This is a genomic window from Candidatus Symbiopectobacterium sp. NZEC135 (genome assembly GCF_025962695.1).
The window spans coordinates 1-554 of record NZ_JAGFPF010001290.1; the positions used below are offsets into that span (position 1 = coordinate 1).

Sequence of the window (554 nt, forward strand, 5' to 3'; positions counted from 1 at the left end):
TGACTCCATCACAGAGACCTCAACGGATCTGTCTCTCATTAAAGAAAGGAACAACGTTGGCGATCATATAGTATCAAACATTCTTACTTCATTTCCTTATGCGAGCGATTCCGTACAATTGACAACGAACCAATAGGAATGAGCAAACTCGGTGTGATAAAGCTTGTTGTCATGGTTAAACATAATGCTGGGAACCGTTCCCAGCATCAAATCATCATTGACCTATTTAATCGCGTTATAACGCTTTTGCGCGCAATGCCGTCAACTCTGCGACGCGCATAGCTTTTCCCATGCCTTCCAGCGTGATGAACTCATGTTTCCCATGAAAGTTGTAGCCGCCGGTAAACAGATTGGGGCAAGGCAACCCTTGGAAAGAAAGATGAGCACCATCCGTGCCACCGCGAATAGGCTTGAGACAAGGTTCAATATCGCAATCGCGCATCGCTTGCTGCGCCAAACTGATAACGTGCGGATGTTGTTCAACCTGTTCGCGCATATTGTAATAGGTGTCGGTAATGGTCACTTCGATATAGCAGTCTGGCGGCAATCCAAGA

General features: G+C 46.4%; 1 pseudogene. It reads right to left on the minus strand.

Annotated features, from left to right (window positions below):
• Positions 1–235: 235 nt before the first annotated feature.
• Positions 236–554 (minus strand): annotated as a pseudogene (locus J5224_RS33870) (peptidase T); the annotation flags it as partial.